The organism is Butyricicoccus sp. AM05-1 (assembly GCF_003474415.1).
GTDB lineage: Bacteria > Bacillota > Clostridia > Oscillospirales > Butyricicoccaceae > Agathobaculum > Agathobaculum butyriciproducens.
Genome location: NZ_QUDG01000001.1, coordinates 168,873 through 181,042, shown reverse-complemented (window position 1 = coordinate 181,042; position 12,170 = coordinate 168,873). Strand labels below are relative to the sequence as shown.

Annotated in this window: 10 protein-coding genes; 3 read left to right on the top strand and 7 right to left on the bottom strand. The window is 47.8% G+C overall.

The annotated features are described in order from the left end of the window. Positions 1-91: 91 nt before the first annotated feature. Positions 92-919 (bottom strand): hypothetical protein, encoded by an 828-nt coding sequence (locus DW088_RS01020; RefSeq protein WP_118358793.1) that lies wholly within the window; start codon positions 917-919, stop codon positions 92-94. A gap of 45 nt (positions 920-964) precedes the next feature. After that, entirely contained in the window at positions 965-1,252 is a 288-nt protein-coding gene (locus DW088_RS01015; protein WP_118358791.1) for a hypothetical protein, read from the bottom strand. 2,492 nt (positions 1,253-3,744) lie between these two features. Between DW088_RS01015 and DW088_RS01010 the strand changes: the two genes are divergently transcribed. Beyond that, positions 3,745-4,011, top strand: coding sequence for a hypothetical protein (locus DW088_RS01010; protein WP_118358789.1), 267 nt, complete (start codon positions 3,745-3,747; stop codon positions 4,009-4,011). A 1,258-nt stretch (positions 4,012-5,269) separates the two neighbouring features. Here the strand turns inward: DW088_RS01010 and DW088_RS15635 are convergent. Further along, complete coding sequence (locus DW088_RS15635) at positions 5,270-5,569, bottom strand: hypothetical protein (RefSeq protein ID WP_147356521.1); 300 nt, start codon at positions 5,567-5,569, stop codon at positions 5,270-5,272. Between the two features lie 401 nt (positions 5,570-5,970). Between DW088_RS15635 and DW088_RS01005 the strand changes: the two genes are divergently transcribed. Both DW088_RS01005 and DW088_RS01000 read left to right on the top strand, forming a co-directional pair. After that, a complete protein-coding gene (locus tag DW088_RS01005) occupies positions 5,971-6,237 on the top strand; it encodes a hypothetical protein (RefSeq protein ID WP_118358787.1) in 267 nt (88 codons plus the stop codon). Positions 6,238-6,416: 179 nt separating this feature from the next. After that, positions 6,417-6,854: a hypothetical protein gene (locus tag DW088_RS01000; protein ID WP_118358785.1), complete on the top strand. Its 438-nt coding sequence runs from the start codon at positions 6,417-6,419 to the stop codon at positions 6,852-6,854. 432 nt (positions 6,855-7,286) lie between these two features. Here the strand turns inward: DW088_RS01000 and DW088_RS00990 are convergent, their stop codons facing one another. The 4 genes from DW088_RS00990 to glmM all read right to left on the bottom strand — a co-directional run bounded on the left by DW088_RS00990 (position 7,287) and on the right by glmM (position 12,127). Then, entirely contained in the window at positions 7,287-7,562 is a 276-nt protein-coding gene (locus DW088_RS00990) for a zinc-ribbon domain containing protein (protein WP_117490422.1), read from the bottom strand. A 76-nt stretch (positions 7,563-7,638) separates the two neighbouring features. Next, positions 7,639-8,169, bottom strand: a complete 531-nt coding sequence (locus DW088_RS00985) for a sigma-70 family RNA polymerase sigma factor (RefSeq protein WP_243029716.1) — start codon at positions 8,167-8,169, stop codon at positions 7,639-7,641. Between the two features lie 205 nt (positions 8,170-8,374). Continuing rightward, positions 8,375-10,213 (bottom strand): glutamine--fructose-6-phosphate transaminase (isomerizing), encoded by a 1,839-nt coding sequence (glmS, locus tag DW088_RS00980; RefSeq protein ID WP_110436908.1) that lies wholly within the window; start codon positions 10,211-10,213, stop codon positions 8,375-8,377. Positions 10,214-10,774: 561 nt separating this feature from the next. Next, entirely contained in the window at positions 10,775-12,127 is a 1,353-nt protein-coding gene (glmM, locus tag DW088_RS00975) for a phosphoglucosamine mutase (RefSeq protein WP_110436909.1), read from the bottom strand. Positions 12,128-12,170 lie beyond the last annotated feature (43 nt).

The window sequence follows — 12,170 nt, the reverse complement described above, 5'->3', positions numbered from 1 at the left end:
CGCATCTGAGGGAGAGTAACAGCATTTCATCTTCATTTCTTTATCCATCTTCCTCTGCTCATATTGAGCAGAGGTTTTCTTTTTGCGCCGATCATTCAGGCTGATTATCGTCTGCACGCCACTGCAGATGAACCTCGCTCAGTTTCCGGTATTCCACCTGCGCAATATCAAGCATCCGCAACCCAATAAAGACATCATCATCCGGCAGCGTTACGACAGAAGACATCTTACAGCGTCTTGCATCAAAGCTGTCTTCCGGGACATCGCCGCAGAACTCCGGCTTTACGATCACTCGAAAGACCCTGTCTTTGTTCTTCTCTGCAAATCTACTGAACGAACCATACGCATTCCATGTGTAATTGGCTATCCACTCAGCAGCTTCATCGGTATAATATCGTTTCATGTCCTCCTTGCAGCTTGTCAGGCGGATCTCACTGAGTTTGTAGTATTCCAGCGTATCCGTTCCATACAGCTTGCCGTCATCGCTCTCCTGCAGCACCTGAATGCCCAGCAGAGCATCCTTGTTCGCCAGTTCGACCAATGTAGTCAATCGGCCATAAATTGTGCATGAGCAGTCGTATGCTTCTTCATCGAGGTCAACAATACGGAACACCTTCTGCGAATTATTCGCAACGAACTCAGCCAGCGAGCCATAGTTTGTGAACGCATTGTCATCCTGCGGTTCCGGCCAACTCCACTGCTTGATTGGCTCATTGGTACGCACATCAAAGAACTTTGTTTCCGGCTCTCCATTCTCGCATTTCGTTTCGAAGAAGCAGTCCGGCATGAACTCTGTTCCGTGCCAGCCTCGACCTTCTCCTGTTTCTGTATTATACTGCGTAAAGTACCAGCCGGTACCCTCCGCTTCTCCTTCTTCCTGTTCAAAGTGAACATACGGGAGATAGACCATTTTGCTCATTTTATCACCTCCTTTCGCCGTTCATGTTTCATCCGCGTTTTATTCTTATCCCATTAGCGGAACTCTTGCTGCTTCGAAATGCGGATTGATACCCAGACGAATCTCGCTCAGCTTATAATATTCGAGATCATCTTGCTGGTACAGCATGAAATCCTTATCGTTATAGCATTCTGTCCATACATTGAAGCCAATCAGGAAATCTGCGTCCGGCAACGGCACTACCTCAATGATCGTGCCATACTGCGCAGCATCTTCTCCATCTCGAACGAAATACGCGAAAATTTCATCTTCATGCTCTTTTGCAAAAGCTCTAAAATCATCATAATAAATCATGTACGTTTCCCTTTCCGTTTCTTAAATTCTGTTTTTTGTTTCTCACATAATCATTTTTATCATTCTTTATCAGGGAATATCTACGTTCTCTGTGAAGCACATCCTAAACTTCACCCTTTTCTGCTCTCAAACAAATAGAACAAATGTTTGCTTTTCTATCAGGATATGGTATAATAATTACAAAGCAAAACCGCCTACATCCTTGTTTGAGAATTCTGCAATTTCTTCCGCTTCCAAGTGTGTTCTGGCTGGAAAGTGTAGCATGTGTTTGAGTACCATGTAATTTCATCTTCTTCTAAACCCGATGTCGTGCGTCTGACTGAGTCTCTTGAGTTTGAGTGCCCTGCAATTTTTTTGTATTTGTAGCGTAGTACAGGTGAACCATCTCAGCTTGAGAACCCTGCACATTCGTGATTTTTAACGGCTGTAGGGCTTGAGCACCATGTAATTTTGCTTCCTTACAAAACAGCGGCTCTTTGATTTTCCGATGTTTGAGTATCCTGCAATTTTACACCCTTCCAAACCTTAAAAGACTTGACAATATAGTGAATATCTGTTTGAGCACCCTGCAATTTCACACCCCTCCAAATCGAGTGTGTAACATATAAATGGAACTGAATTGTTTGAGAACCATGTAATTTCACACCCTTCCAAACCCGTCTGGTTGGCGAGTTGACGTATGTTTGAGTACCATGTAATTTTATCTTCTTCCAAACCTGTACATTCGTGATTTTCAACGGGTGTAGGGCTTGAGCACCATGTAATTTCACACTCCTCCAAACCGTACAGAATCAGGCCCAGACGCAGAACCAGGTTTGAGAACCATGCAATTTCACTCTTCTCCAAAGCGCCGTAGGACCGTGTTACCGAATTTGAGAGCTCTGTAATTACGCATCAAAGTGTAGCATTGTTTGAGTACCATGTAATTTTACCTTCTTCCAAACCAAATTCGTTGTTTCCTGTATATTTCTGTGCGTTTGAGTATCATGTAATTTCATCTTCTTCTAAACCCTCAAAACGCTGAGGGTTTCTCATCGACCTCTGCTCAATGTGAGCACAAGTGCTCCTACGATTTCTTTGTGCCTTTCAAGCAGAAATGTACGCAAAAATATTGGGCCCTGTTTATTTGAGAACCATACGATTTTACTCTTCTTCAAAGTGGGCTGATTTGATTTGCCGTACAAGATATGTTTGAGTACCATGCAATTTTACTCTTCTTCCAAAGCTTTGTTCCGTTTTCGGACGAAATCTTGCTTGTTTGAGTACCATGTAATTTTATCTTCTTCCAAACCTCTACGGTGAGGACTGCGACTGCTATGTTTGTTTGAGTACCATGTAATTTTATCTTCTTCCAAACCATCAAAATGCTGAGGGCTTGATATCAACCTCTGCTCATTGTGAGCACAAGTCTATCTTCTCTTGCGACCAGGCGTTTGTGATTCGAGTTTTCAATTTGAACCCTTTGGGTACCCTTCTTGAGAGCCTTGCAATTTTTCTCTCTTATTTGAATGGCCTGTAATTTTACTTTCTTCCAACCCAAGGTGGCGACTTAGGAGCGATATTGTACATCGTTTGAGTACCATGTAATTTACTCTTTTCCAAAGCACTTCCGTTGTGGTAATCTATGGTTTGAGTATCATGCAATTTTATCTTCTTCTAAACCTATCTCCGTAAGTCAATCGAAAAGGATTTGGTTTGAGCACCCTGCAATTCTATTCCCTTCCAAATCGCGTGGACGCCGTTTCTTCATTCGCAAAAGATTTGAGAACCCTGTAATCTCACACTCTTCCAAACCTGACGTTCGGAAAGGACTTTATCCGGTTTGAGTATCCTGTAATTTTGCTTCCTTTCAAATGTGCCTTAGGTGTAGCATGTGTTTGAGTACCATGTAATTTCATCTTCTTCCAAACCTTTTAGGGGTTGGCGGTACCGAAACTCAAAGTTTGAGTACTCTGCAATTTTATCTTCTTCCAAACCGCCCGACCGCGCAGCTCCCGCACATTGGCCGTTTGAGTACCCTGCAATTTTATCTTCTCCCAAACCCTCAAAGCGCTTTTGAGTCAATACATGCATTTGAGAACCCTGTAATTTCTTTCTCTTCCAGAACATACGGTCAACTGTGCATGACCGCCAGCCTGTTTAAGAACCCTGCAATTTCGTCTCGGATTTACCGATGCTTTTCGTGGCTTGGTCTGGTTCTGCGAGTGCGGCTTAACTTCTGCATTGTATGAACATCGTTAGCTTGCGGATTTGCAACTTTCAATCAAAAGCAATCCATGTTTCTGCATTTGAGTGTCCTGCAATCTTTCATTTTTTCTAAGTAAATGCTCTAAATGGGAAACAGACCGTGAAGTTTGAGCGTCTGCAATTTCGTCCACTTTATTTAAGCATTCTTCGATTCCATTTTTGCATTTTATGCAATAGAGGTAAAAGAAATTCATTATTTGAGTACCCCGCGATTCCATTTCCAAATCAAATTCGGAGGATTATTTATGTCTCAAAAGACCTTAATCGACAAACAGACTATTCTTTTGCAAATCAAAGATGTTATGTTTTCATCGGCATTGGCTGGGGCGCAATGTTGGCTGTTGATGCTGCATGTGCCATACTGGCCCTCGAATCTCCTGTTTTCTGCCGTATTAACGCTTTTCCACTGGGGAGCATTTATCTTTGCTCCTTTGTTTGTCGCCAGCGCAGCATGCAATCTTATTCAACTGCTTGCTATCCTTGTCCGAAAAGCCGCTCAAATCGTGAAATAAGTGAACGTGCGACATCCAAAGGTTTCTTCCACTTCCAAAGCGTGTTCCGGCTCGAAAGCCAGTTTGAGCATCATGCAATTCCATTTTCCTTCGAATATCGTGCCGGCAACATCAGGGGTTTGAGCACCATGTAATTTCACGTCTGCCAAACCCACGGTGCAATATTCGGAACATCTTTTCGAGTTTGAGAACCATGTAATTTTATCTTCTTCTACCCCCCCTTTTTTTATCTTTTAGTCCCAGTCGCGACTGTTTGATTGCCATGTAATTTTATCTTCTTCTAAACCAGGTGATATTGTTGTAAAGTTTGAGTACCATGTAATTTTATCTTTTTCCAAACCTTGAGGGGGTCAGTGAAAAAGTCTATGTCCGTTTGAGTATCCTGTAATTTTGCTTTCTTACAACGCTGCGGCTCATCTTGACGTTTGAGAACCCTGCAACTTCACACCTTTCCAAACCGGAAATCCATCGACACATCGAAGAAATCCGGTTTGAGCACCATATAATTTTACCTTCCTCCAAGCCTTCAAAATGCTGAAGTCTTGCATTCTTTCGAATCTGGCAAAATGGATTGCGTCATGTCCAGTTTGAGAACCCTGTGATTTCGTTTCTTTCCAATCCTCTGATCTCACGTTCTGCATCCACATCTCGGCTTGAGCACCATGTAATTTTATCTTCTTTTAAACCGCCTGCCGACTGTTACACCTGAGTGTGTGTTTGAGTACCATGTAATTTTATCTTCTTCCAAATCAGGCGGCCGATATCTTTGGCCTGTGTATAGGTTTGAGAACCATGTATTTCCCGTCTAAAACGCGAGCTACATCAAGGCGGAGTTTGAGAACCACGTAATTCTACTTCTCTTCTAAGCTTATCAATGGCGACGGCACGGTTTTTAAGGTTTGAGTACCGTTGAGTACCGTGTAATTTCTTTTCTCAAAAGCTCTTTACCGCCAACCCAACCATACTCAGCCAGTATTCTCTTTTTGTTTGAGTTGATCTGTAATTCCAGCGCATACCGCTGATCTCATCCTTCACTCGTTTGAGCCCCTGTAATCCCCCCTTCTAAAACATCCTCATTTACGGATTTATATCTTCATTTATTTGAGAACCTTGCAATTTCTTCTGTTTTCAAAACTACTTTTGCACAAAATCATCTGTCCGGTTTGTTTGAGTACCATACAATTTCTTATACTTCCAAACCAAACCTTTGTGTAGCACGCGGCACGGTCGTGTTTGAGCCCTATGCAATTTCCTTCTTTCACTGACTTACGATGCCGAGTTTGTTTGAGCGCCATGCAATTTCTTCTGCTTCCAAAACGATTAGACGCGGATAAGAGAACGGCATGATGCTTGAGAACCCTGTAGTTTTATTCTCTTCCAAACCCAACACATTTCTATCGCAATTGCGATTATAGTTTGAGCACCATGTAATTTTATTTTCTTTCAACCCGGGGTAGGTTCCGCCTCGGCTGCAATCTTGGTTTGAGAACCTTGTAATTTCTTCCGCCTCCCAAACAAGGGGGCTTGACACGCGAAAAAAGTTGCGTTTGAGTACCATGCAATTTCTTTCTCGTCCAAACCAGTGCCTCCGCCGATGAGGTTTGAGTATCCTGTAATTCTATCTTCTTCCAACCCGGATCACCTTCCGGAACGAGCAGCTGCGAAGTTTGAGTACCATGTAGCTTTTTCTCCACCAAAACGAGTGGATTGGTAGCAGCACGAGTTTGAGTGCCCTGTAATTTTATCTTCTTCCAAACCGAGAGTAGGGTAACACCCAAGTAAAAGTAGGTTTGAGTACCATGTAATTTTATCTTCTTCCAAGCTCTATCACCGCCCTGATCGTAAGGGTTTGAGTATCATGCAATTTTATCTTCTTCCAAGCCCTCAAAACGCTGAGGGTTTGGACATTAGCCTCTGCTCAATGTGAGCACAAGTCAACATATAAAGAGGTAACCGCTCATGAACTATCTCTACTATATCGGCTACGCCTACACCGTTTATGTTGCCAAACAGAACCCTGTTAAGGGCTTTGGCGAAACCAACATCATCCGCGATCACGAGTTGACAACGGCAGACATCGTTGAACTGCAGCAGTCGCTCGGAAAGAACCTGATCGTAAATAACCATCTTCAGGCCGTTCGCCCTAACATCTGGTCCCCTCCTCAGCCGCCGCAGGCGGATGTTGTGCTGACCAGCGTAACGCTGCTTTCGACAATGCGGGAATAATACCGTCTGAACAATAATGCCTTTCTCGGCGCTTTACAGGTCGGCATTGCCATGCTATACTGTTTACAGTGATTAGTGTCGCAGAAGCCCGTGAGGCCTGTGACCTGAAAGGAAGGCTCTTTAGGGTCTTCCTTTTCTTTTTTATCAAGAACTACCCCGATTTACAGGAGTTATCGCTTATGCCCAGCAATATACCATCAAAGTCCGATGAAAACGGCGCAGCCGAATTCATCAAGCACCAGAAACTATGTGACTTGGATTACTATTCCCGCTTTTCGCGCGAGGAACTGGAAACCAAGCACGCCGATATTCTGCATTTATACGAGGTCCTTAAGAAAGACACCCGCTTTGGGATTGTCTTATCGTTCGCTCTGATTCCGGTTAGTGCGGTTATCTTATGGTACTTTTATCTGCTGCTTGCCAATCCCGCCTATGCCTTTTACGCATCAAAAAATATGAACATCGCAGAGATTATAGCTCTTCTCATACATATCGGAGCCCTTCTGCTGCACGCAGCATGCATCGCATTTTCCGTTTCTGACGGTTTCTATCTCAGCTTTCTTCGCCGGCAGAAAGAGACGGTCGAAGAGCTGCTTACCATCAACGAAGCCAAGTAAAGGATCTTCTCTATGCATTTCTACATTTTCAAGCGCAACGAAACGCTGGACGTACTTCTGCTCCCCCACAAGGGAACAAACATGTACAGCTTCGTGAATCTCAGCAAAGGTCATATCTGCCCTTGCTTATTTCCCAGTATTGATGCCGCTATTGTTGACCTTGACGACCGGCAGAAACGTGGCTTAATCCTGAAATACGATGTTATTGCTTAAAATCAAAAGATCCCCTCTGCTCATTTTGAGCAGAGGTTTTCTTTTGCCGCAAGCCGCCCATCGCCTGCGGATCCGATTCTTCATTTCTTTATCATTTTTCGGAACACATACATTCCCTTGCTGATTCCTTTCTTTTGGGCAAAGAAAAAAGCACCAGCAATGAGAAGTCATTACTGGCACTTTTAACGTGTCGTTTATTGATTTTTTACCGTTACGGTATCACTGCTCACGCATCTTTGCGAAGCACTCGCTGCAATATACCGGGCGGTCAGATTTCGGCTCGAACGGAACGCGAGCCTCGCCGCCGCAAGCAGCACAGGTAGCGGTGAAGAACTCACGCGGACCGCGTGCAGCATTCTTACGCGCATCGCGGCAGGACTTGCAGCGCTGCGGCTCGTTCTGGAAACCGCGCTCTGCGTAAAACTCCTGCTCGCCAGCGGTGAACACGAACTCCTTACCGCATTCCTTGCATACTAAAGTCTTGTCTTCGTACATGGTTTTTACCTCTCTTTGATACTGTTCCCTCGGGAACCTTGAAATATATGCGTACAGACACTGCGCCTGCTATCGCCTAAATAGGTTTAATGGCTGCCGATTTTCGCTTGATGCGCTGGACGGCATTATCCACAGATTTGATCGGTTTGTGCAGCGCTTCGGACATCTCTTCATACGATAAGCCGTCCAAAAACAACGTCAAAACCTGTGCCTCAAATTCAGACAAAAGCGAGTAGAGCTTCTTTTTCCGCTCTTCCCTCTCCTCATTGCCGATAACAAGCGATTCAGGATCACCATTCGGTGCAGTTACCCGGGTACGCGATTCCGCAAGGTCTTCAAACAGAGGTCGATCGATTGACATGGACTGATTGAGCGGGTCGTGCTTGAGCGACGCTGCCGCCTTCACTGCGGAATAAATCTTCCGCGTGATGCACAACCGTGCAAACGCTCCAAAGGGTGCGCCCTTACTCTCATCGTACTCCCGGACGGCATTCAGCAGCCCGAGCATCCCCTCCTGCATCAAATCCTCTGTATCGGCGCCTGCCAGAAAGTAGGGCCGCGCACAGGTCTTGACCAGACGGGTATAACGACGGATCAGATTCTCCATCGCGGGTCCGTCTCCCTGCCGCGCCAGACGGCACAGCTTTTCATCGGGAATCCCGTTCGATGGCTGTATTTGATAATCATTTCTCATGTCAATAGCTATTATACGCGGTAGAATTGGAAATGTCAAGAAACGATTGTCATCTTTACCGATATCACACAAAAACACGCTTCTGTTTTTATGCAATTATGACAATATTATTAACGTTTTACTCTACAGTTACCGACTTTGCCAGGTTGCGCGGCTTATCGACATCACAGTTGCGCTCCACTGCGATATAGTATGCCAAAAGCTGCATCGGAATAATCGAAAGCGAAGCAGAAAATTCATACAGGCACTTCGGCAGGCGCACGATGTGCTGGCAGACCGACTCGTCCCCGGTGAAATCGTCCGTGGTGACGAGCACGACGCTTGCGCCGCGCGCTACAACCTCACGGATATTGGAGACTGTTTTCTCAAACAGTGCCGGCTGCGTTGCCAGAGCAACAACCAGAGTACCCTCCTCGATCAGCGAAATCGTGCCATGCTTAAGCTCACCGGCAGCGTACGCCTCCGAATGAATATAGGAAATTTCCTTCAGCTTGAGCGAAGCCTCGAGCGCGGCGGCATAGTCCAGCCCGCGGCCAAGGAAGAACACGCTCGAGCGGTTTGCATACAGCGTAGCGATACGCTGCATATCCGACTGGCATTTCAGGGTCTGCTCGATGCACTCCGGCAGGCGCTGGAGCTCAGCGCAGAGCGCACGCTCATCACCGATGGAAATCAGGCCGCGCACACGCGCGATCTTAACCGAGATGAGGTACAGAGCGGACAGCTGTGCGGAATATGCCTTGGTTGTCGCAACCGAAATCTCCGGGCCGGCCCAGGTATACAGCACACCGTCTGCTTCGCGCGCAATCGTCGAGGAAACGACGTTTACGATCGCAATCGTGAACGCACCTGCCTGCTTGGCCAGACGCATGGCAGCCAGCGTATCCGCCGTCTCGCCGGACTGGCTGATAACGATGCACATATCCTTTTTGCCGATGATCGGGTTCTCATAACGGAACTCACTGGCAACCTCTGCCGTGCAGCGAATACGGCACATTGCCTCAATCACGCGCTTGCCGACCATGCCTGCGTGCAGTGCAGAGCCGCAGCCGATGATATGAATATGCTCGATCTCACGCAGACGCTCGTCGGTCAGACCGTTGTCCTCGAATACAACCGCATCGTTTTTGATGCGCGGCTTAACCGTATCGGCAACTGCCTTGGGCTGCTCCATGATCTCCTTGAGCATAAAGTGCTGGTAGCCGCCCTTTTCCGCTGCGGACATATCCCACGTTACGGTCATGATTTCCTTCTCTACCGTATCGCCGAACTCGTTCATGACAACTACGCTGTCCGGGCGAACGATTGCAACCTCGTTATCATCCAGAATAATGTAACGCTTGGTGCGATTGATAATAGCGGTAATATCGGATGCGATCATGTTCTCGCCCTCACCGATACCGATAACCAGCGGGTTGCCGCGGCGTGCAGCGACAATCTCCTGCGTGTTATCCATCGAGACTACGCCCAGTGCGTAAGAGCCGCGCAGACGCTGCACGGCCTGCAGAACGGTCTTTGCCAGATCCTCCTGCTTGCCGGTGTGCAGATAGTCCACGAGGTGCGCGACAGTCTCCGTATCGGTCTCGGACTTAAACTCGTAACCGTGTGCCTCCAGACGCTCACGCAGCTCCTTGTAGTTCTCGATAATGCCGTTGTGTACAACTGCTACCTTGCCCTTGCCGCCCAGATGCGGATGCGAGTTGCGGTCGGACGGCTCGCCGTGCGTTGCCCAGCGGGTGTGGCCGATACCGCAGGTGCAGTACATGTCGCCGCCTTCCTCCTTGATCTTCTCCTCAAGGTTTGCAATGCGGCCGCGCGCCTTGACAACGCGCAGACCGTCCTTCGTAAAGGCAGCCACACCGGCAGAGTCATAGCCACGGTATTCCAGGCTGTACAGACCCTTGATGAGAATCGGAAGCGCATTCTCGCGTCCGGTGAATCCAACGATTCCACACATAAAATAATACTCCTTTGCAACGGTAAATATAACATATCTTCCGCAACATTTCAGTATGAGCCTTAGACAGCACGGAACAATGAAAGCTGCGGCTTCCTGCACGAACTCCGGTCGCGCTGCCGCACCGCTTTGTGAAGATTTTACGTCCTGACTGCGTTGCGATTTTACGATAATACATCAAGCATTACCGTCAAACACGCCTTGTTGGTCCGTAAAACTCTCTCACAAATCGCTCTTGTTTAATTATTCCGTATTGCCTTACCTCAATATATGCGGTGAATTTCTAATTTTGGGTATAAAAATAGTGCGTTACGCATAACTGCTCTGTCGATACGGTCGCCCGTATGTTTTAACAGCCTGCTGACGATCAACCCACTTGTGACCGAAGGGCACCCGCCGAATACTTTCGATTAACCCTTTCCTCGTCAACTGCGATACCGGCTGCACCGCAGTTCTGGCGCTTAGCATATTATGGAATTGTGCGCAAATGCTCCCACCTCCCTGTTCAGAATGAAGAAAGTGGGTGTGCAAACCACACCCACTCCTGTTGGCTCTTTTACATTATACAACAGACTCAATGACTTTGGCAACCTTTTTTGCCAAAGTATCTACCTGCTCACTGTTCGTGCCCTCTACCATGACGCGCACAAGCGCCTCCGTGCCGGACGGACGAACCAGGATTCGGCCGTTATTGCCCAGCTCCGCAGAAGCCGCATCGATAGCCGCCTTGACCTCGGGCAGCTGCTGCAGGGTAGCCTTCTTATCGTTCGGCACCTTGACATTGATCATCAGCTGCGGCCACGGCTCAACCTCAGCTGCGATCTCCGAGCACTTCTTGCCGCTCGCCTTGAGGATAGACATGAACTGCAGTGCAGTCAGCTCACCGTCACCGGTGGACGCATACTCAAGAAAAATAACGTGTCCGGACTGCTCGCCGCCCAGAATGTAGCCCTTCTTGAGCATCATTTCGAGCACATAGCGGTCACCTACATTGGAGCACTCGATCTTCATGCCGTTCTTATCGGCGTAGGCGTGCAGACCCATGTTGGACAAAATGGTGGCAACAAATGCGCCGCCGCGCAGCTTGCCTTCCTTCTTCATGTGCGCCGCGCAGACTGCCATAATGCGGTCGCCGTCCAACTCCTCGCCGGTCTCATCTACGATCAGGCAGCGGTCAGCATCGCCGTCAAAGGCAACGCCAAGATCAAAATTGCCCGAGCGGACGCGCTCCTTCAGCTGACCGAGATGGGTGGAGCCGCAGTTATCGTTGATATTGATGCCATCCGGCTCATAGAATCGGATTTCCGCCTTGCACTCGACCAGACGCATGAGGCGCTCCACCGTTGTGGAGGAGGAACCGTTTGCACAGTCCACCGCCACGCGCAGACCGGACAGGTCGCCCTTGATGGTATCTGCAAGATGGTCGGTGTACTCGACTACCGGGTCGATCTCGCTTTTGAGTACACGGCCGATCTTCTCGTGGGTCATCTTCGGAATAGACTCGAAATCGTCGATCAGGTCCTCAATTCTTGCCTCGGTTTCGTCCGGCAGCTTGTAGCCGTTGCCCGCAAAAATCTTGATGCCGTTGTACTCAAAGGAGTTGTGGCTTGCGGAAATGACAATACCTGCATCTGCCTTGTGCTTGATGGTGAGGAAAGCGACCGCCGGCGTCGGGATAACGCCGAGCAGCTCTACATCCGCGCCAACCGAGCAGATGCCCGCGACCAGCGCGTTCTCCAGCATATCCGAGGATACGCGGGTGTCCTTGCCGATCAGCAGCTTCGCCTTGCGGCCGTGTGCAGACTCCTGCGTAAGTGCGTATGCCGCTGCCGCGCCGATCTTGAACGCCAGCAGTGCATCAAGTTCCGAGTTCGCAACACCGCGAACGCCGTCTGTTCCAAAATATCTACCCAAATGAAACACCTAACTTTCTTGTATGATAAAGGCGGGGAAATGA

Coding starts and splice junctions, on each gene's coding strand:
- DW088_RS01005 (WP_118358787.1), top strand. CDS start 5,971: ATGAACTATCTCTACTATATCGGCTACGCCTACACCGTTTATGTTGCC.
- DW088_RS00990 (WP_117490422.1), bottom strand. CDS start 7,562: ATGTACGAAGACAAGACTTTAGTATGCAAGGAATGCGGTAAGGAGTTC.
- DW088_RS01020 (WP_118358793.1), bottom strand. CDS start 919: ATGAGCAAAATGGTCTATCTCCCGTATGTTCACTTTGAACAGGAAGAA.
- DW088_RS01015 (WP_118358791.1), bottom strand. CDS start 1,252: ATGATTTATTATGATGATTTTAGAGCTTTTGCAAAAGAGCATGAAGAT.
- DW088_RS01000 (WP_118358785.1), top strand. CDS start 6,417: ATGCCCAGCAATATACCATCAAAGTCCGATGAAAACGGCGCAGCCGAA.
- glmS (WP_110436908.1), bottom strand. CDS start 10,213: ATGTGTGGAATCGTTGGATTCACCGGACGCGAGAATGCGCTTCCGATT.
- DW088_RS00985 (WP_243029716.1), bottom strand. CDS start 8,169: ATGGAGAATCTGATCCGTCGTTATACCCGTCTGGTCAAGACCTGTGCG.
- DW088_RS15635 (WP_147356521.1), bottom strand. CDS start 5,569: ATGGTACTCAAACGCAACTTTTTTCGCGTGTCAAGCCCCCTTGTTTGG.
- DW088_RS01010 (WP_118358789.1), top strand. CDS start 3,745: ATGTCTCAAAAGACCTTAATCGACAAACAGACTATTCTTTTGCAAATC.